Origin of the sequence: Sorangium sp. So ce448 (assembly GCF_051520915.1) — a bacterium.
In the GTDB taxonomy this organism is placed as follows: domain Bacteria; phylum Myxococcota_A; class Polyangia; order Polyangiales; family Polyangiaceae; genus Sorangium; species Sorangium cellulosum_B.
Genome location: NZ_CP150343.1, coordinates 7,239,170 through 7,257,887, shown reverse-complemented (window position 1 = coordinate 7,257,887; position 18,718 = coordinate 7,239,170). Strand labels below are relative to the sequence as shown.

The 18,718-nt window shown below is 69.3% G+C and carries 11 protein-coding genes; 3 read left to right on the top strand and 8 right to left on the bottom strand.

The genetic code is table 11. The features are described 5' to 3' along the window. Nucleotides 1–4: 4 nt before the first annotated feature. Nucleotides 5–1,555 (top strand): sensor histidine kinase, encoded by a 1,551-nt coding sequence (locus WMF45_RS27430; protein ID WP_437707430.1) that lies wholly within the window; start codon nucleotides 5–7, stop codon nucleotides 1,553–1,555. 40 nt (nucleotides 1,556–1,595) lie between these two features. On the opposite strand, the gene WMF45_RS27425 is transcribed toward WMF45_RS27430, so the two are convergent. Beyond that, nucleotides 1,596–1,772, bottom strand: coding sequence for a hypothetical protein (locus WMF45_RS27425; RefSeq protein WP_437707429.1), 177 nt, complete (start codon nucleotides 1,770–1,772; stop codon nucleotides 1,596–1,598). Nucleotides 1,773–1,894: 122 nt separating this feature from the next. Between WMF45_RS27425 and WMF45_RS27420 the strand changes: the two genes are divergently transcribed. After that, the gene (locus WMF45_RS27420) at nucleotides 1,895–4,396 is read left to right on the top strand and encodes a hypothetical protein (protein WP_437707428.1); all 2,502 of its coding nucleotides are present in this window, start codon (nucleotides 1,895–1,897) and stop codon (nucleotides 4,394–4,396) included. A 22-nt stretch (nucleotides 4,397–4,418) separates the two neighbouring features. Here the strand turns inward: WMF45_RS27420 and WMF45_RS27415 are convergent, their stop codons facing one another. The 7 genes from WMF45_RS27415 to WMF45_RS27385 all read right to left on the bottom strand — a co-directional run bounded on the left by WMF45_RS27415 (nucleotide 4,419) and on the right by WMF45_RS27385 (nucleotide 17,152). After that, entirely contained in the window at nucleotides 4,419–4,595 is a 177-nt protein-coding gene (locus WMF45_RS27415; RefSeq protein ID WP_437707427.1) for a hypothetical protein, read from the bottom strand. A gap of 109 nt (nucleotides 4,596–4,704) precedes the next feature. After that, nucleotides 4,705–7,572 (bottom strand): ATP-binding protein, encoded by a 2,868-nt coding sequence (locus WMF45_RS27410; RefSeq protein WP_437707426.1) that lies wholly within the window; start codon nucleotides 7,570–7,572, stop codon nucleotides 4,705–4,707. Between the two features lies 1 nt (nucleotide 7,573). Then, the gene (locus WMF45_RS27405; RefSeq protein WP_437707425.1) at nucleotides 7,574–8,707 is read right to left on the bottom strand and encodes an AAA family ATPase; all 1,134 of its coding nucleotides are present in this window, start codon (nucleotides 8,705–8,707) and stop codon (nucleotides 7,574–7,576) included. Beyond that, the gene (locus WMF45_RS27400; protein WP_437707424.1) at nucleotides 8,704–11,616 is read right to left on the bottom strand and encodes a DUF1156 domain-containing protein; all 2,913 of its coding nucleotides are present in this window, start codon (nucleotides 11,614–11,616) and stop codon (nucleotides 8,704–8,706) included. Before WMF45_RS27400 ends, WMF45_RS27405 begins: the two co-directional genes overlap by 4 nt. Nucleotides 11,617–11,618: 2 nt before the next feature. Then, nucleotides 11,619–12,266, bottom strand: coding sequence for a retron Ec78 anti-phage system effector HNH endonuclease PtuB (gene ptuB, locus WMF45_RS27395; protein ID WP_437707423.1), 648 nt, complete (start codon nucleotides 12,264–12,266; stop codon nucleotides 11,619–11,621). 3 nt (nucleotides 12,267–12,269) lie between these two features. Beyond that, on the bottom strand, nucleotides 12,270–13,649 hold the full coding sequence (locus WMF45_RS27390) for an AAA family ATPase (protein ID WP_437707422.1): 1,380 nt from the start codon (nucleotides 13,647–13,649) through the stop codon (nucleotides 12,270–12,272). Next, nucleotides 13,646–17,152 carry a helicase-related protein gene (locus WMF45_RS27385; RefSeq protein WP_437707421.1) on the bottom strand — a complete coding sequence of 1,169 codons (3,507 nt, stop codon included), beginning with the start codon at nucleotides 17,150–17,152 and terminating at the stop codon, nucleotides 13,646–13,648. The genes WMF45_RS27390 and WMF45_RS27385 overlap by 4 nt, the downstream gene beginning before the upstream one ends. A 668-nt stretch (nucleotides 17,153–17,820) precedes the next feature. On the opposite strand from WMF45_RS27385, the gene WMF45_RS27380 reads away from it, so the two are divergent. Continuing rightward, nucleotides 17,821–18,657, top strand: coding sequence for a hypothetical protein (locus tag WMF45_RS27380; RefSeq protein WP_437707420.1), 837 nt, complete (start codon nucleotides 17,821–17,823; stop codon nucleotides 18,655–18,657). Nucleotides 18,658–18,718: the final 61 nt, after the last annotated feature.

Genomic DNA, 18,718 nt, shown 5'->3' with positions numbered 1-18,718 from the left:
CGCGATGCCTGGCCCCACGATGATCGAGCGCCTGCGCTGGGAGCTCGGCCGGATCCGCGTCCGGCTGCTTGTCGTGAACCTGGTGGTGCTGCTCGTGCCGGTGGCGGGGCTCGAGTTCGCGCGCCTCTACGAGCGGCAGCTGCTCGGCTCGCTGGAGCGCGACATGGCGAACCAGGCGGTCCTTGTCGCGGCGATGCTCGCGTCGGATCTCGACCGGGGGCTCGAGCTCGACGCGCCCGAGCACGGCGACATCTTGACCCAGGCCGCGAGGCTCACGCGCACGCGCGTCCGGATCCTCGACAGGTCGGGCGCGGTCGTCGCCGACTCGCACGAGAACGGCCCGCCCGAGGGGCCCGAGCCGGCGGCCCCCGCGCTCATGTCGACGCGCGGCCATCGCCCGAGCTCGGCGGACTTCCGGGAGCTCGCCGACAACGTGCAGCCGATCGGAAAGGGCGCGCGCGAGGGCTGGTCCGAGGTCCCGGATCGACCGGAGGTGCGCGAGGCGCTCGCCGGGCGCCGCGCGGCGCGGACGCGTGTCCGGCATCAGGAGCTGGCGGTCTTCCTGTTCCTGGCCGAGCCGATCCGGCGGAGCGGCGAGGTGCTCGGCGCCGTGTACGTTGTCCGCTCGACGCAGCCGGTGCTGGTCGAGCTGCACCGGATCCGCTCGGGGCTCATCAAGGTCCTCGTGGTCGCGAGCCTGTTCACGGGCCTCGTCACGCTGGCGCTCGCGTGGTCGATATCGAGGCCGCTCGGCAAGCTGTCGCGCGCGGCGAAGCGCATCGCGGCCGGCGAGCGCGACGTCGTGGTGCCCGTGTCGGGGACCGGCGAGATCCGCGAGCTCGGCGAGTCGTTCGCCGCGATGAACGAGCGGCTGGGGGCGCGGCTGCGGTACATCTCGGATTTCGCGGCCGACGTGGCGCACGAGTTCAAGTCGCCGCTGACGTCGATCCGGGGCGCCGCCGAGCTGCTCGACGAGGGGGCGGCGGACGATCTCGAGGCGCGGCGGCGCTTCCTGCGCAACATCGAGCTCGACGTGGCGCGGCTCGACCGGCTCGTGTCGAGGCTGCTGGAGCTGAGCCGGATCGAGGCCTCGAGCGAGGCGATGACGGTGCTCGATCTGGAGGCGCTCGTGGCGCGCGTGGTGGAGCGGCGCGTGAGCCCGGGGCAACCGGTGGAGCTGCGGTACGAGATGCGGACATGGCTGCTCCGGGCGCGGCAAACGGACCTGGAGACGGCGCTCTTGAACCTCGTCGACAACGCGGTGAAGTTTTCACCGCCGGGGGAGCCGGTGGTGGTGACCGTCGAGGGCGGGGAGGGGCGGGAAGGGGAGCGGACGGCGAGGATCGCGGTGCGCGACCGGGGGCCGGGGGTGCCGCCGCAGCACCTGCCGAGGATCTTCGACAGGTTCTTCACGACCGACGAGGGCCGCGACGGGACGGGGCTCGGGCTGGCGATCGTGAAGAGCGTGGTCGAGGCGCACGGCGGGGCGGTGACCGTGGAGAGCGCGCCGGGGGAGGGGGCGAGCTTCGTGGTGGAGCTGCCGGTGCGGCAGTGAGGAGTGCGGGGAGGGGCCAGGGGGCTGCTGGATGTGCAGATCAGGGCGCGGGTGGCTCACGCACGCTCATGATCAGATCGATCGAGCTCTGCACCTGCGCCAGCCGCTCTGTCGGAGACAGGCTAAGCATCCAGCGGACGAGGGAGCGGTCCACGCCGTTCTCGTCGTAGGGGCTGTCGTCCCGCTCTTCGGCGGGAGGCTCCAGAGGCTCGGGCATGCTCCGAGCCTAGCATGCGGGGGCCGGCAGGCCGTGGGCACCCTTCATGGTGGAACTGCCGGTGCGGCAGCAGGAGCGCCGGGAAAATTGCTCGTGCCGCGCTGCACGCGACGGAGTCGCTGATGGACACCTCACCCGGGAAAGATGCTCTGGCACGCTCGCTCGACGAGTGGCGCCTCGCGGATGTGTCCTTCGAAGAGGCCGACTCCGAGCGAGCGCGCGCCGGGGCGATGCTGCGGCAACTCCAGGCGAGGGAGATCGTGGAGCGCACGTACTGGGCCGAGAACGATATCCCATTCAGCCTGCGCGTAAAAGCGGTGGAGACCGGGCTGTGGAGCGCGGAGGAGGCGATCGATGGGCTCCGGCGCATCGATTTCGTCGGCCGTCACGTGTTCGTCTTCCACCACCTTCGGGTGTTTCCCGATGCCTCGCTTCGTGCAGTGCTCGCGCTCGTACGGCAGCCGCAGTCCGGCGATGGCGCGGAGTGGTTCGCGGACGAGGCGGCGCTGACCGCGGTCGCGGTGCGCCTCGCGCGCGCCGGGCAGCACGACGCGGCGCTCGACGCGATCCGCGCGCTGAGCGCGCGCCGCGGCGAGGCGCTGCGCTCGTGCGCACCGTATCTCTCCGCGGCGGAGATCGCGCGCGCCGTGTCGGAGATCGAGGCGTGGCTCCCCGGGACTGAGCCGGTCGTGGCGTTCTTCGTGGGGTGCGATCTCCTGCCGCTCGTGCCCGCCCGAGAGCGCGAGCGGGCGCGCGGCGAGGTCGTCCGGCTGCGCGCGGCCCTCGAGGCCAAGGAGGCGGAAGACGGGCCGCGCTGGGGGTTCTCGGCGCGCAAGCGCGCCGCGGAGGCGTTCGCGGTTGCGGGGATGTTCGAGGCGTCGGAGGCCGAGTGTCAGGGGCTCGACAACGTCGATGATCTGCTGTCCGTGGCGCGCGAGCACCCGGGCGAGTCGCGCGCGCGGATCGCGCGGATCGCGCTGGAGCGCGCTCGAACGAGCCGGTACCTGGCTGCGGCGCTCGCGGACACGGTGGCGATGTGTCCGGCGCTCGCGGACGAGGCGGTCGCGTGCGCGCGCGGTGAGGCCAACCCGGTCACGGCGGCAGACGCTCTCCTTCGCGTCGCGGCGCACCTCGGAGAGCCGCGCGCGTCGGCGCTGTTCCACGAGGCGTTTCGCCGGATCGAGCCGCTCGGTGACGCCGCTTCGGACGCGCTCGAGTGGGTCGCGGACTGGGCCGCGGATCACCGACCGTCGCTGACCGAGCGCGAGCGCGCGGTGCTGGGCGAGCGGGTGGCGCAGGCGGCGAGGGAGGCCGAGGCGCGTGGGGCGCCCGTCCCTGTCGAAGCGGTGGAGTCGCGGCTCGGACAACTGCTCTTCGGCCCGGAGCACGCCGCCAGGATCCGCACGGACAGAGGCTTCGAATCGGTGCTGGATTTCGCCGAGCACCACGCCGCTGGCGACCACATGGCGCTCGTGTTGGAGTTCGCGCGCTCGCTCCAGGGCGAGCGGCGCGTCCGGCTCGCCCGGGCGCTGCTCCAGAGCGGCGAGGAGCTCTATGAATTCCCTGCATTCGCCGAGCTATTCTCCCCCGAGGAGCAGCGCGGGCACCTGCGGGAGGTGCTCGCGCGCCGTGAGCGGCCGGCCGACGTGGAGATCCTCCACACGCTGGGGCGCGCCGCTCAGCTCGCCACCGGAACGCCCCGCGGCGTCCTCCTCTCGCTCTACCTCGACGAGGTGCGCGAGCGCGGCGGGTGCGTGCGGCTGAGGGGGCTCTTCACCGCGGCCTCCCTTGCCGAGGGCGACCAGCGTGCGGCGCTCGTGGACGAGGTGCTGGCGGAGGTCGAGACGTGCGAGCACCTCGGCGAGGAGGACCGCGTCGAGGCGATCGCCGCGGTGATGCCGCTGGTTCCCGCGGCGCGCGCCGTGGATCTCACCGGGCGGGTACTCGATGCCGTCGCGGAGGGGCAGATCGGCAGGACGCAGGCAGGCGATCGGCTGATGGCCATCCAGGATCCGGTGTGGGCCGTCCTACCGGCGTCCAGGTGGGAACCGGCCTTGCGCTGGGCGCTGGAGGAAGGGGCCGAGTTCTTCGATTGGACATCCTGGCGGCAGAAGACCTTGCCACACGAGGTCCGCGCCTTACTCGAGGTGCACGCCAGCGCGTCTTCGCCCGCGAGTGAGGGCGGAGACGACGCCTCGCCGAGCGCCGCCGAGCCCGATGCCGGGGGCGCGGGAGGAGAGCTGTCGCCCGCGCAGCGGCTCCGCAGATGGGTCAGCGAGGCGGCGTCGTTGTCCGAGGCCGAGCGCACCGCCCTCGCGCCGGAGATCGATGCTGCGGTGCGTGCAGTTCTCGCGCAACCGGACGTGAAGGACGGCGTGCTCTGCGACACCATGGCGAACCTGCCCGACGCCTCGCTCCGGGCGATCTGGTCGACGCGCGCACGCGCCGACGCGTGGCGACGCACCATCGACATCAGCGATCCCGCCCTCTTCACCTATCTGCCGTCGGAGCACTACCTCCACGCCGAGGCCGTCCTCCAGCTCATCCTGCGCCTCGGCGGCGCCTCGGCGCTCTGCGACTTCGGGCGCATGCTCGTCGGCCTTCGACACGAGTCCGCTGCTTGATGCCCCCGATCCGGAGGTCAGGTCAAGGCGCGGGTGGCTCGCGCACGCTCATGATCAGATCGATCGCGCCCTGCACCTGCCCCAGCCGCTCCGTAGGGGACAGGCTGAGCATCCAGCGGACGAGGGAGCGGTCTACCCCGTTCTCGTCGTAGGGGCTGTCGTCCCGCTCCTCGGCAGGAAGCTCCAGAGGTTCGGCCATGCTCCGAGTCTAGCACCAGGGGGAGCCGGGAATGACCTCATGCGAGAGTCCGCTCCGGTCGTTGACGTCCTCCGATGAGCTAGCCGCTGTGGCGGCTAACAAAACGCCACTACTCCCATGACTTGCTCTTGAATCCGAGCGCCGCCGCATTCTCCGAGACCGCACGCCTCGTCTGTTCCGATGCTCCTGCCGGGAACTCGGCGGAGATCTCCACCGTGACCTTCACGCTCGCGTTGGGATCCACCGCGAGCACAGCGATGATTTCCTCGGCGATGGAGACGAGCTTCATCTTCGCGGTCGTCGCGTTCACGTCGACCGATCCGAAGAACGCCTTCGGCCGGGAGGCCGCGGGGCCCGGCGACACGAAGGCCGCCTCGGGCCGCGGGGCAGCTCCACCGGTGCCGGACGTCTTGCTGCCACCGCCCGCCGTGGCCGTGCTGTCACCGCTCTGGCCGCCCTGCCCGCGCGCGCCCCCTGCGCTTGGCGGGACCGAGGCGGGCCTCTGCTGCGCCGACTCGTACGCCGCGGCCGCCGCGGGCTCGACGAGCAGCAGCGTATCGTCGACCTGCACGTTCGCGTCACCCAGCTTGAAGCCTTCCAGCCGGTCTCCGCTCTGGCCGTACGCGGTGCCGAAGAAGTCTCTGCTTCCCGCGCCCGTCGCGATCACCTGTTCCAGCACCGCGCGACGCTTCAGCCGGGGCATGTAGAGATAGCGCTGCATGTCCTCCCAGACCGAGGCCGCGCGCACCGCGACGGTCGCCTCCTTCCAGTACAGCTCCCGCAGCTTGCTCCGCAGGTGGATCGGCGACCACGCCGAGATGACGAGCTCGTTCTCTTCGCATACCCGCTCCACCGCCTCCGCGAACGTGCCGCTGCTCGTGGGGAGCGCGTATGACTCGACCGAGCCCTCCCGGTCCGTGGGCGACGCCATCACCGGGCAGAGCAGCCACCTGAAGCACTCCCGGGCCGCCCCGGGCACCGCCTGCCCGGCCTTGTGAAGCTCCTCCTTCGCCCGCTGCTCCTGGAGGCGATCGATGTTCAGCCGCCCCGCCCCGATGTCGGCCACGATCGAATTCCATGCCAGCGCCGTACGAACGCAGTCGCGCAGGCGGGCGAGCGCGCCCTGGTCCGGCGCCAGGAAGACCAGACGGTTGCCTCGGTAGCGCGGCTTCGAGCCGTTGGTGCGCACGATCTCGAGCACCTCGGCCTCCGCCGTCCTGGCCTCCTGCTTGCTGAACGCCTTGTCGACCGGCAAGACCACCAGCCGGAGGGCGCTGTCGTCGGGGATGTCGCCGCTCGGCGTGAAGACGTGCACCGCCTCGAAGAGGCTCGCTCCTGCCACGAGCTTCTTCAGGGCCTCGGCGATCGCAGCGCGCACCTCCACGCGATCGTCGAAACGGTTCTTCCGGTCCTCCATCTCCCGGCGCAGGTTCGCCCGGGTGTCGAACCAGAACCGCGTGGCGTCGTGCTCCTTGTCTCCGGAGCTGTTCAGGTAATGCAGCCTGTCGCACAGCCGGTTGAGCGCATCGGAGAACGTGGACGCCGACTGTCCGGGCTGGAGGCATCCCAGCAGCACGCGCGCGCGCTCGACGCCTCGGATCCCCTTGTGTGTGCCTCCGGAGGACGGCGCGCTGCCGAGGAACACCGTCCGGGCGACGCGGTGGGCCGCGTTCACGGCGCCGAAGCGCGGCTCCCTCCGCTCGAGCGCCGCCGTCTCCGCGTCATGACCGTCGATGTCCCGCTCGATGACGGCATCCCATCCCGGCGGGAGGTGATACATCAGCTCGTCGCGTGTACCGCTGTCGGAGAGCGGGATGCTGCCGGGCAGGATCATGAGATCCTGGTTCTGCCCCTGCCAGAGCCGATGGATGACGCGCGCCATGAGCTTCAGGACGCCGCGTGTCCGCTGGAAGCTCTCGAGCGTTGTCCAGTCCTCGTAGAGCCTGTCGAAGACCTCCGGGTGGATGGGGTAGGCCCGCACCAACCGGTCGTGGTAACGGGCCTCGTGCGTCTCGGAGGGGAGCTTCGCCTCCGCCGCGTAGGCGTTCGAGAACGCGCGGCAGACCGCGTTGCGCGTCTCCATGTCGCGGATGGGCTCGAAGAGACGGCGGCGGACGATCTCGAACGCCTCCTCCGCGGCGACCGGCTTCCAGAGCGCCTGGACCCGCCCGAACGTCTTCTCGAGCGCCTTCAGCGCGGCCACGCCCCGCGAGCTGCCCGCCTCGACCTCCGATTCGGGCAGCGAGGCGAGCACGATCGCCGTCGGCACGAGCTTCGCCGCCTCGGTGAGGGCCTGCGCGAACGAGAGGTTGCTGTCGTAGGTGCCGCCCGCGAGCGGCGTGGCGTCCGAGAACTGCCGGATGTAGGCGACGAGCTCGTCCACGAGCACGACGCACGGCGCGAACCGCTCCAGCAGGGCGCGCAGCGCCGCCTTGCCGGGCGAGGTCCCGGAGAGATCGGAGTCACGGACGAGGGCGTACCCGTCGTCGCCGCCGAGCTGGAACGCGAGCTCGCCCCAGAGGGTATGGACGCGCGTTTGCCCGCATATATAGGGTTCTGCGGGACCTCGAGCCGACCCGTCCAGCACGGCGACGCGGGCCGTTGGCACATCCATGAGCCCGGCCTGGTCGAGCAGCGCGGGGATGCCGGCGAGCTCCTTGAGGGGCCCGCGGCGCGTGGCGAGGTGGTAGACGGCGAGCATCGTGTGCGTCTTGCCGCCGCCGAACGCGGTCTGGAGCTGGATGACGGGTTCGCCGCCCTTGCCGTTCAACCGCTGCGCGACCTGCGTGAGCAGGAGGCGCATGCCTTCCGTGATGAAGGTGCGCTGGAAGAACGCGGCCGCGTTTTGGTACTCGTGTGACGCCTTGCCGTCACGCACGGCGGAGATGTCCGCCGCGAACTCGGATTGCTGGAACGTGCCTTGCAGCACGTCGGGGTGGGGGACCGCGACTTCGCGCCAGGGCTTTGTGGGGGTCATGTCACTCTCCAGACGAGGGAGCCCATGCGGCTCGTTGGGCACTCGGGAACTTGAAACTCAGGCCATCGACGGCGACGGTCGGCATGGCGCAGCCTTCCGGGCTCAGGAAGCGGTCGGACTGCTCGAGCTCCTCGTCGAGCGCGGCGATGGCCCCCATGTCGTCCACGGAGGGCCCTTGCTGCACCGAGACACCGGCGTCCGACAGGTGCAGCCCGAAGAAGCGCGCGTCGACCTCCCCCTCCTTGCGCGCGAGCAGCATCTCGATCTCGCGCAGCAGGAACAGGCTGTGCGTCGCGATGAACACCTGGATGCCGCCGAGGCTCAGATCGACGATGCTGCCGGCGACCTTCTTGATGATGCGCGGGTTCAGGTTCGCCTCCGGCTCGTCCCAGAACAGGCACCCTTTGTCGAGCAAGGCCCCTGTCGCGATGAGGCGGGCGAGCATGCCGAGCTTGCGGAGGCCCTCCGCGACGACCGGCATCTCCATGCGGCCGCTCCCGGTGCGAAAATAGAATCGACCGTTCTTGTCGAGCTCGATCGCCCCCCCCATCGCCTCCTCCAGAGGGGCAAGCAGCTCCCGGACGCGCTTCTCCTTGGCGCCCCTCTTGAGCGGCGCGCCGAGGAGCAGGCAGGTATCACGCCATGTCTCCTCGAACTCGAGATAGTGGTTCTCGTACACGGACATGAAGCCTGGATAGATGGTGAGGAGTTCCCGGGCCGGCAGGTAGGTCGGCGCGGCGTCCACCCATTCCGTGGGGAGCGCGTCGATCGAGACGTCCGACTTGCTCTGCGTCGAGAAGCCGAACGAGATATCCCAGGCCTCGTTGGTGCAGGTCATCCGCACATCGCAGCGCTCACGACCTTGCTTCCGCCGGGCGAGGCGTCCCAGGGCCTCCGGGCGGAACACGCTGACGAGCTTGTCCGCGAGGCGTGTCTGCAGAGCCGCCTTGGTCGGGGGCGCGGCGTTCGGCTTGCGCCCCTCCTCCCAGCTCGTCGCGAGGAGGGAGTAGGCGAGCTTCAGCGCCTGCGTCTTTCCGGTGCCGTTCTCTCCCACGAACACGTTCAGGTGCTGCCCGAAGTCGAGATCCGCCTCGCTGAAGACGGTGAAATTCTTGACATGAAGCGACCTGATCATGTCTTGCCTTCGAACAGATCGAGCTGGTCCTTCGTTTCCGGGACCTCGCTGGCCGCGGCCTCGATGGCGGACCAGGAGGTGATGAGCTCGTTGTAGGCGCGCGCCCTCTCGGCCTCGCCGCGGCGCTCGCACAGGGTGTAGAGCCGGTAGGCGAGCTGGCGGATCGCCTCGCTCTTGGGCTTGACCGCGGCGAGCAGGCGGCCGGCGCCGCTCTCGCCTTCGCTTCGCAGCGCGCGGATGAGCTGGTGGAGGGCTTCCCAGACCGGGACGCGGGTGTCGCTGCGGGGGTCCCAGGCGGCGGGGTACTCGCTGGGCCGGAGCAACCGGACCTTGCCGCTGCTGGTCTGGAGCACCCCCGCGTCGGCGAGGCCGCCCACGCTGGTCGCCTTGGCGCGGGCGAGGACGTCGGCCTCGCCGTAGGCGCCGCTGGACCAGCCGTGCTGCTCGAGCCAGTGGAGGCAGAACTGCGTGTCGTGATCGAAGTCGTCCTCGGCGAGGAAGCGGTTGATGAGCTGGAGCGCCGTGCGGACCGACATCGGGCGGCCGTCGGCCTCGAGGACGGCCGCGTATTTCGAGAAGACGGCCATCCCGGGGCCGATGATGGCCTGCGAGAGGTCGACGGGCGCGACGGGGGAGCGGTCGTCGCCGGAGCCCTTGGTCATCTCGTCGAGGGCGTCGGGGAGGACGGCGTTGAGCTCGCGGAGGAACTCGCGGCGGGAGACGGTGGGGGCGTCGGCCGGGCGGGGACGGCAGACGAGGATGATGCTGGAGGCTAGAGCGTTGGTGCCCGAGCCGATCATCCGGTTCGAGAGCTCCGTGCGCATGGGCCACGTTCCTGTGAGCGCCAGGCCTGCGCGGTGGACAGCTTCGAGGAAGGTCTCCCAGCCCGTCGATGAGGTTCCTTCATCGCCTTTCGTTTCGGACTGCTTGAATGCGTAGTATATGGTCAGAGGAGCGCTGGGATGCGCCTGGGTCGCGAGTCGACGCATCGCGGCAGTCATTCCGTGTAAAAAGAACGCTTCCGCCTTCTCCTTAGAGCCATGTCGGTAGGGAGTCGCAACAAGCTCCTCGGCCTTCGGAACTGCCATCGTGGCCAGAAGCGAAGGATATATGCTACGCAGCGCTCGGCGAAGCCAGACATAGAAAAAATCCGACAAGTCCGCGTAGCCGATGTTGTCGTAGTAGGGAGGGTCGGTGGATATGATGCGCCCCCCAGGAGACTCGTTGCTAGTTGCGTCGGCCTGAGCAGCATGCCCAGCGATGCCAGGAACGAGAAGTTTGACTACGTCGGAAACTCGATCGATTGCGCTGTCCGAGCTTGCGGCAATGCCCGAGAATGGATTTGCCTCGGCGAAGTCCCACGACATTGGGATTGCCTGTCGCGAAAACACATTGCGAACTCCCGGTTTGCGGCCCTGGCCATCTCGCAAGTCCCACGTGCAAACGCTTGCGGAGCGGTCTGCTAGCCGACTGATGCTGAACGCAAGCAGCGTTGATACGGCTTCTGCGTACGCGCTTGCACCGATGCCACCAGCGTCTATGCCCCTGCCGTCGTCATCGGTTCCTGCGGTGAGTGCGTCATGCTTTGCACGCTCGCGCACCTCGCCCACTAGATCGCTGAAGGTTGTCAGCGATACGAGTTGCCGCGCTGTAAAGTAGTCGCCGAATACTTTAAATCCATAGATTCGTCCTTGGGCATTGGAGGCAAACGTCCCTCGGCACGGTGTTTCCGGCTTCCACTGCGGCTTCGCTTGACGGGCGATGTTTTCCATCTCCTGCGTTGGCCCGAGGTAGACCCGCCCCTGCGATCCCTCTGCTACAGTCGCCATGAGTCGACTGCCCATTCGTCCGGCGTTTGCCTCCTCGTCGATATACGCATAGCTAATGGGCGTTCCGGACAAGATGCAGGAGAATGCCCCTCGGGAAATCTTGGTGCCGTTCTTCGCGTTCGCTGGCGGCTTGCTCGCCTTCACCGTGAACCAGTATCTGTCGCCGTCTATTGCTGGTTCGATGTGCGCCTCCCTTTGCTGCATATTCGATAGGATGAATGTTGACGCAAGCGGGACCTCAACGTGCGAAAACGCCGGATTGGGGCTCTTCACTGTCCTCGCCCAGAGCCACGCGATCACGGTGAGCTTCTGCCCCACCAGCGCCTTGAGATCCGGTCGCTCCCGCGCCATCTCCGCCGTGATCTCCACCTTCGGATACAGGTGCCCGATTCGCTTCTCCGCCTCCGCGCGCATCCACGCCCCGTAGCGCCGCACGTCCTCGGCGAGCCCCGTGGCGCCGGGCCAGTCCTTCGCGGTGACCTGTTCACCCTTCGGCAAGGGCCCCACCGGCGGGCGTCCCGCGAACTTCGGCGGGATCTCGATCATCGCCTTGTTGATCAGCACCGCGACCGGATTCAGGTCCGACGCGAACGCCTCGAGCCCGAGCCGCTGCGCCTCGAGCGGGATCGTCCCGCCGCCGGCGAACGGATCGTGCAGCCCCGGCAGCCTGTCCGGGTTGAACAGCTCCGCGGCTTGCGGATGATCCTTGTTGAGCTCGCAGACCTCCCGCCACGAACGACGGATCTCGGCGCGCGCGGCCTCGAGCACCTTCTCGTTCGTGGTGTTCTCCCACTTCACGAGCTCTTCGAGGATCCCGAAGAGCCGCTTCCGCTCGACCTCCGCCTCCTTCTTGTTCTTCCCGTACCGGAAGCCCTTCCCCTGCTGGAACCCCGGATCGTTCACGAGCTGGGCGAAGATGACCGCCCGTGCTGCGGCGAGCGGACGGCGCGCCCACCAGAGGTGCAGCGTGCTCGGGTGCCCGTGGCGGATCGACTTCTCGCGCGCGGCCGCGGCGTTGATCGCATCGAGCGGCAGGGCGACCTCGATCAGCTTCTTCGGTGACTTCACAACGTAATTCATGATCAGACGACGCCCTCGAAGAAATGTCGGATGATGGTGGAGAACGGTTCGCCGCTCGTGCGCATCAGCTCCTCGGAGATGAACGCGAGCCGCTCTTCCGGCGTGAAGCCCTCCAGCGCTGACAGGATGTCAGGCTCCAGCGCGCAGTAGGCCTCCAGCACACGGCGACGCATCGAGCGCAGGCGACCGTGGTCCGGATCCAGGTTGAACACCCGCAATGTCTCGCGGGCTCTTTGCGCGTCGCTCGCGGAGAGGCCCGATCGCACATCGATGGTCCCGTCCGATCGAAACCGGAAGAATCGGTCGGGGTCGTCCACGCCTGGGTCGAGAAGGTCATCGCAATCGTACGGGCCGGCATCATGGTCCTTGTGCCGGCCGCACGAGTCGCGTTGATCGCACGACCAGTACAGGTTGGCCCATGCGAACGTGAGATGCGGGAACGTGTGCTTTCGGCGAAAGTGCTCGATGTGCTGCCCCAGCGCATCGAGATCCCCTTCGCAATACGCGCACCGGCGGCCCTGCATCTGCTGCAGCGCTGCCCGGATCGCCGTTTTGTCTGCCGCATCGAGGTGCTCCCAGGTGTGAGCGCCGTGCCGGTAGCCGGCGAGACAAGGCGGCGATGCTACCCCACCCCGGTCGAGCTTTCGCATGCCTCAGACGCCCTCCGGACGAGCTCGACGGAGCTTGAACGCCTGGAAGCGGCGCAGGCGATCGCAGTCGAGGATCACCGGGTGGTTCGGCGCGAAGTGCTGCACGAGCTTCTCGCGGAGAGCTTGGGCGTCCGGCGCTTCGGCCATGCCGTCTTCGATGAGCGCCCGATAGCGGCTGAGCCAGCGCGCCTGCTCCACCTGCGGGACCGGATCGACGTCCATGATTGCCGCCAGCACGTCGGCGCTCTCCACCCCGCGCGTCTGGAACGCCGGCGTGTCGAGCACGGCCTCGCCGTCGCGAAGCCGGATGACGCGGATCGAATCCACGTCGACCGTGGACAGCACGTGCGGGCTGTGCGTGGTCAGCACCATCTGCATCTGCGGGAAGACCTCCCGGAGCAGATCGACGACGAGCTGCTGCCAGCGCGGGTGAAGGTGCATGTCGACCTCGTCGATCAGCAGGATCCCGGGCGTGGACCGCGCGGCCTCCTCGCCGAAATGCGGGTTCAGCCGGACGCATCGGTGCGCCAGATCGGCCACGAGCGCGACCATGTTGCGCACGCCGTCGCTCAGCACCGACAGCGGCAGCCGGCCGTGCTGCGCGTGCTCGACGACGAGCTTCCGCCGCTCGAAGTCCCAGTCCAGCGAATGCCATCCCGTGGGAGCGAGCACCGTGCGCGTCGCCTTCCGGACCGCCGCGAGCAGCTTCTCCGGTCGCTCGTGGGGTCCGTAGGCCACCGAGGCCGGGCTGCGCGCCGCGTTCGCCGTGTCCTCGTACCAGGCCACGAACGTCTTGAACGAGGACGACGACGAGAGGCAGTCGAGGTATCCGGACAGCCGGCCCAGCGTCGCGGGATCCGGCGCTCTCTTGCCCTCCGTCAGCCGATGTTCGCTCCACAGGCGGCCGGTGCCGTAGAAGGCCACGAGCGGCAAGAGCGGCCGGGCCTTCCCTGGTCCCGCCGCGAACGCGTCGATGCGGTCGCGAAGCCCCTGCGCCGCCCGCCGGAGCTCCCCGGCGTCCTTCGTGGTGGTCCGCGCCCGGGCGCCGTCGCCCACGAGCGCACGGCTCCAGCGGATGCGCTTCCCGTCCACGGAGCCGGACGCCTCGATCTCGGTCGGCAGCGCCGCCCTCATCGCGCCGTCCGCGGCAGGCACGTGACGCACGTCCTCGCGATCGAAGCCGCGATATTTGGGGATCCCCGACACGGTGTCCACGAACAACCCGAGCGCGATCCCGATCGCGTCGAGGATCGCCGTCTTGCCGCGCCCGTTGTCGGCGACGAGCACCGTGAGCTTCCCGTGCAGCTCGACCTCGCACGCCGCGAAGCAACGGAAGTTGCGCAAGCTCAGCCTGTCCAGGTGGAGCATGCCGGCCGAGCTCACGCGCGCTCCGCGCGTCCGAGCAGCGCGTCGAGCTCGAAATTGACGGACGACACCCCCCAGCCCGGCTCGTGCTCGAACGGATTGCGCAGGTAATACGGCCCCTCGATGCCGTCGTCCTCCGCGACGATCACGATCGCGAGCAGGAACTTCTCGGCCTGGTTCAGGGCATAGAGCATCTCGTTGCGCGTCACCGTCACGGTGGACGCCCCTCTCGCCCGGCCCTTCACCTCGATGTGCCGCGCCTCGGGCAGCTTGCCGTCAACCGCGGGGGGGTACGACGTCAGATCCCACCCGCACTTCTGCGAGGACACGTCGACCACGCGGCACCCCCGCGCCTCCTCGGCGCTGCGCACCGCGGCCATCGCCAGCCGCTCGATGCGGCTCCGCGCCGCTGGATCGGCGGAGAACCCCACGTCCGGGGCCTCCTCGCCCCGCAGCGCGCGCAGGAGCCCCACGGGGACCACCAGGGCGCCGCCGAGCACCACGGGCGTCGCCGACGCGACGTGCCGCATCGCTTGCAGCTCGCGACGCCGGCCCTCCAGGCGGCCTTCCAGATCCGTGATGGTCCGCCGCGCGTTCTCCAGGTTCAGGCGCACGTCCTTGCCCGCCTGCTGATCGTCGCGCAGCTTCATCCAGCGGTCGGACCAGAACGCGATCTCCTTGCTCAGTCGCTCGTGCACGGCCGCGAGGGTCTTGTCGACATGCGCGATCCGGCGCGCCGCGACCTCCTCGTGATGCGCGGGCACGAGCGCCGTCATGGCCAGGGTCAGCGCCCTCGTCTCCAGGTCGGCGCGGATCCACGGCGCATCGAGAGCGGCCTTCAGCCGCGGGCGATCGCGCTCGTCGAGCGGCTCGAGATCCAGGTGAGGCGCCCACCCTGCGAACGCCGCGGTCCCATCCGGCGCGACGCGAACGAACTGGAGCCGCTTCGAGATGACCTGTCCATGACCGCTCTTGATCTCGTGGGTGAGCAGAAAGAGCAGGTGCGGCTCCAGGCCGTCGTCCGCGGGGTCGACGAGCACGGCCCCCTCGCGCAGGAGGTTCTCGTGCTGCTCGAGCACGAGGTCCGTCAGCGAGAGCATGAGCGGGTGCCCCGGATGGATCATGGCTGCGCGGGCGACGCCCGGCTTGCTCGGCTGCACCGCGTCCTTGGTGAAGCAAACGCGCTCGTAACGCCTCACGACCGGCGTCGTATCCCTGCGATTGCGGCCCGTGATCCGGCGATCTCGCTCGCGGATCGACGTCGGGACGTAGGTGATCTCGAAGCGCCCGAGCTCGCGGGGATGGATGGACCCGCCGAGGCTCTCGAACGCCTTCAGGAAGAACGACCGCACGAAGAACGGCTGGAGGCGGCGGGCCTCGGCCTTCTCCATCTCCTCTTTCACCGCGAAGAGCCGCTCGGGGTTCATCGACTCCTCGGCCAGCGCGTTGCGATCGAGGATCTTCTTCAGATGGCCGGTGTCGAGCGCCTTCTCGACCTTCCGGTAGAGCTTGGCCCGGACCTCGGGCTGGTCACCATAACGAATGGCTTCGAGAAGCAGCTCCTTCAGGCTCGTGTCCTCGAAGACCTCTCCCAGAATGTCGAACACGCGCCCTTTCAGCGCCTCGCTCTCGACCGCCAGCTTCTGGAGGAGGCGGTGATACACGGCGCCCTCCCGCGTCTCCTTGGCGACCAGGTTCCACAGGTGACAGACCTCCTGCTGGCCGATGCGGTGGATGCGACCGAAGCGCTGCTCGAGGCGGTTCGGGTTCCACGGCAGGTCGTAGTTCACCATCAGGTTGGCGCACTGGAGGTTCACCCCTTCTCCCGCCGCGTCCGTCGCGATGAGGACGCGCACGTCGGGGTCGCTCCAGAACGCGGCCTGGATCCTCTTGCGCTCGTCGCGGGGCGTGCCGCCGTGGATGGTCACGACCGCCTCGTGCTCGCGATCCCCGATCAGTCCGCCAATTTTCCTGTGCAGGTAATTGAGGGTGTCCCGGTGCTCCGTGAAGACGATGAGCTTGCGCACGCGGCCCTGCGGGTCGCGCACCCGCGGGTCGTCCTGGAGGATGCGCGACAGCTCCTCCCACTTGCGGTCCCGGTCGGCATCGACGACGTCGAGCGCCCGCTGCACGAGCGCCTGGAGGACGAGGACCTCGCCCTCGAGCTCGCCGACCGTTCGAGCCGCAGTGGCCTGGTCGACGAGCGTCTCCTCGAGCCGCTCCTGCTCGTCGGCGCCGAGCTCGTCGTCATCCTCCGGGACGGCCGCGAAGGGCTCCCCGTGGGCGCCGCGACCCCGCGGGGCGAGCCGCTCATCGCGGAGGCGTTGCTCGAGGCGGGCGTGGCGCCGCTTGAGCGACTGGTAGATGGCCTCCGGGCTCGAAGCGAGCCGTCGCTGCAGGGCGGTCAGCGCAAAGCCGACGGAGCCGCGGCGCTGGCCGTCGAGCTCGTCCGCCTTGCCCATCTGTTCCTTCACGTACGTCGTGACCCGCTCGTAGAGCGCGGCCTCGAGATCCGAGAGCTTGTAGTTGACCGTGTAGGCGCGGCGCTCAGGGAAGAGCGGCGTCCCGTCGAACTTGACGAGCTCCTCCTTGACCATGCGGCGCATGAGGTCCGACGTGTCGACCTCGTGCACGCCGTCGCGGAACCGTCCGTAGAAGCGATCCGCGTCGAGGAGGCAGAGGAAGAGCTGAAAATCCTCCTCCTTTCCGTTGTGCGGCGTTGCCGTCATGAGCAAGAGGTGCCGCGTGTGCGCGCCGAGCTTCTCGGCGAGCGCGTAGCGCTTCGTCCGCTCCAGCTTCTGGCCGAAGAAGTGGGCCGACAGCTTGTGCGCCTCGTCGAACACGACGAGGTCCCAGGGAGTGGCGCAGAGCTTGTCGTGCAGCTCGTCGGCGCGCGCCAGCTGGTCGAGCCTGACGATGAGGTGGTCGACGTCTTCGAAGGGGTTTCCGCTCGGCGAGGCGAGCTCGAGCTCCTTCGAGAACACGCGGAACTCGAGGCCGAACTTCTCGAAGAGCTCGTCGCGCCACTGCTCGACGAGGCCGCCGGGCGCGACGATCAGCACGCGCCGCGCGTCTGCGCGCATCACGAGCTCGCGGATGTAGAGCCCCGCCATGATCGTCTTGCCGGCGCCGGGATCGTCCGCGAGCACGAAGCGAAGGGGCTGGCGGGGGAGCATCGCCTCGTAGACCGCGGTGATCTGGTGGGGCAGCGGCTCCACGTTGGACGTGTGGACCGCCATCATCGGGTCGAAGAGGAAGGCGAGATCGATGCGCTTCGCCTCCGCGGTGAGCTGGAAGGCGGCGCCATCGCCGTCGAACGACCACGGACGCGCAGCGGTCGCGAACGCGAGCACGGCCTCGTCGGCGCGCGACAGGAGCCGTTCGCGCAGCGCGCCGTCCGGCAGCCGGTAGATGAGCTGGAGCGAGCCCGGCGGGATCGGGATCGCCGCGACCACGGTGACGACGCTCGACGGCTCCACGCCTTCCAGGCTCGCGCCGTTCGTGACGTCCTCGAGCTTCAACGTGTTCCCCTTCCGATCGACGCGAGCATGCCGCGAGGCGACGCACCGTAGCCGGACCAGGCTCGCCCAACAAGGGCCGACGACCGCGGCGCGGTGCTGGACAGTGCGAACCGCCCCCCGCCAGCGGGTCCTCGCCCTTGGGACAGCGCGAACCACGCCCTCGCCACGCTGATCCTCCCCGTGGTCGACGTTTCCACGGCCACTGCGCGGCCGTCCGCTGGGCAAAGCGGAGTGCGTCGACGAGGCGTTCGCGGAGGTGCGGGTGGACGGCCGTTCTTCGAGGACCGCCGTCTCGTCGACACCGCGGGAGCGACGCCGCCGGACGGACGCGCTCGACCGAAGCGAGCCTTACGAACGGCGAGGGCCCCCCCACCGAGAGCGACCCCTCGCCGTGATCCCCACCCCATCCCGGACAGGGCTCCTCGTGTCCCCTCCTGACCAGAACAGTGCCAACCCCGCTATCCCCGCAACATCCCTCGACCTTCTCACCCTCCCTTCCTTCGCCATCACCCCCGAACAGCAGGAATTCGACACCGCGCCTTCTTCTCTAAATCGCCACCTCATCAAAATATCCCTGGACAACCATGTTCGTTTCATCGATAGCTCACGATGGCCCGTCTGGCATTCCAGCGCAATCCCGCGCTCCTGCCGCGGACGAGGGTGATCTCATGAGCAAATACACAGCATCGGAAGTGATCCAGCTCCCCCGCTTCACGGCCGTGGGGGCGATGGCGCTCGGCGAGCAGCTGCTCACGGCGGCGAAGCCGGCGAAGAAGCAGCTCGCGAAGGGCGTCGCGCGGGTGCTCGCCGCGCTGGCCTCGCGCCACGACGATCTCGCGTCGGCGCTGCGCGATCAGGTGTCGCTTTCGGAGGGAGGGGAGGCGAGCGAGGATGCTGTCCAGTGCGATCGCGTCCTCGACAATTGCTGGAGCGGTCTCCACGACTTCCTGACCGCGTATACCAAGCTGCCGCCCGGCGCGCCCGAGGCCGCCGAGGCGAGCGCGCTGAAGGCGGCGCTCTTTACCGGAGGGCTCAAGTTCCTCCAGCTCACGTATGTCCTGGAGTGGTCCGAGAGCGAGCTCCGGATGCAGCGCATTCGCAAGAGCGGCCTCGACGCGCGCATCGAGGCGCTCGGCGGCAAGCGCTTCCTCTCCGCCCTGGAGGCCGCTCACGCCGCGTACGGCAAGGCGCTCGGCGTCACCGCGCCCGCGGCCACGGCCGCGGCGGCGCCGCCCAGCGTGCGCGACGCGCTCGCCGCATTCACCGAGGCGCTGCGCGCCTACGTGATCAAGGTGATGGGCTCCGTCGAGCCCGACGAGCCGGAGACGCAGGAACTCGCCGACAGGCTGCTCGCGCCGCTCGCGAGCTGGAGCGTCGGGTCGAGCGGCCGCGGCGCGCCCCGGAAGAACGACAAGCCCGAGGGCGACACCGCGGCGCCCGCCCCGCCCGGCGTTCCCCTCCAGCCCGGCGCGCCGACGGCTGCGCCCGCGCCCGCCGATAGCTGATCCCGGCTGCCTGACGCGCACCGCCAGCGCCGCGATCTCCGCCCGCCTCGTCCCCTCCTCG